At 67.0% G+C, this 1,353-nt stretch carries 1 protein-coding gene; it reads left to right on the forward strand.

Annotated elements, in window-relative coordinates; genetic code table 11:
* Positions 1-44: 44 nt before the first annotated feature.
* The coding region (locus ABGB08_RS54590) for a transposase (RefSeq protein WP_347608516.1) at positions 45-1,353 on the forward strand (1,309 nt) is incomplete at its 3' end.

The following is a 1,353-nucleotide window of genomic DNA, read 5'->3' on the forward strand; positions in this document are numbered from 1 at the left end:
GTAAATACAGGCAGCTCATCGAGCAGGCCGCGCGTTTGGGACGCGTGCGCTCGTTGGTGTGGCGCAAGTACGGCTCGATAGCCGGCGTCGGCCTGTCCGACCGGATGATCCGCGACCAGTGGATGGCTGACGGAACCGCCTCCACGTTCGGTGTGCTGGCGAACGCCTGGAAGGAGACCGTGCGGGACGCGGTAGCCGACATCAAGGCCGGCCGCGAAGCGGCCAAGGTCAAAGTACGCCGCGCCATCTGCGATGGCGTACCCGACAAGGAGCGGCGGAAGCGGCTGTTCGCCGCGATCAAGCGCGACCGGTGGACAGCTGACCCGTACCTGTCGCGGCTCATGCGCAAGCACTGGCGGCGTGGCCGGAACCGCACCGCGAACCAGATCGTGGTCCGCTCCGACCAGTACCGCGCCTACCGTCTCGCGGAGGGCGGAAACATATGGCTCGCCGTCCCCGGCCTGGAGCGCCGCAGCATGGTCACGATCCCGCTGAACACCGCCGTCGCCCCGACAGGGACGCTGCGGCTGATTCTGCGGGAGGACCGGGTCGAGGTGCACTACGCCATTGAGGACTCCGACCTCAAGTCCTCCAAGCGCCCGTGCGGAACTGCCAAGGTCGGCGTGGACAAGGGATATACCGAAGTCCTCACCGACTCCGGCGGCGGCCACCACGGCACCGAGCTTGGTGACCTGCTGCGGGCCGAGTCGGACTACCTCAAGACGAAGAACGCGCGCAGGGCCAAGATCCGCAGTATCGCGGAGAAAGCACGCGAAGCGGGCGACCAGGCGAAGGCCGACCGCATCCAGTCCAGCAACCTCGGCACGAAGAAACGCGCCAAGCGCCGCCGCGCCTTCGAGGCAACCATCCGGTCGGTCACCTTCATCGCCGTCCACCAGGTCTTCGACAAGGCGAAGCACGTCGTGGCCGAAGATCTCACCCGCTCCTTCCTCTCCCGGAAGAAGCTGGGGAAGAACACCAACCGCCGTCTCGCCGCCTGGACCAAGGGCGTCACGGCTGAGGCGCTCAACAGCGTGTCGGAGCGCAGAGGTTCTGCGCTGACGCTGGTCAACGCGGCCTACACCTCACAAGTCGTCCCTTGCTGCCGGACCCTCGGCAAGCGCTCCGGGGACCGGCTTCACTGCACCAACGGGTGCGGGGCGGTGTGGCAGGCAGATCACGCGGGAGCGATCAACGTCCTGGAACGAGACGGAGACCCCGACATCTCCCTGTACACCCCGCACACGCGGGTCAAGCAGATCATCCAGGAACGGGCCGATCGCCGACGGACCAGACTGCCGGTCCAGGACTCCAGCCCCACCGGGCGGAGAGCGAATTATCCGATCCGAGCAG

The sequence above is a fragment of the Acrocarpospora sp. B8E8 genome (assembly GCF_039871605.1).
Classification (GTDB): Bacteria; Actinomycetota; Actinomycetes; order Streptosporangiales; family Streptosporangiaceae; genus Acrocarpospora; species Acrocarpospora macrocephala.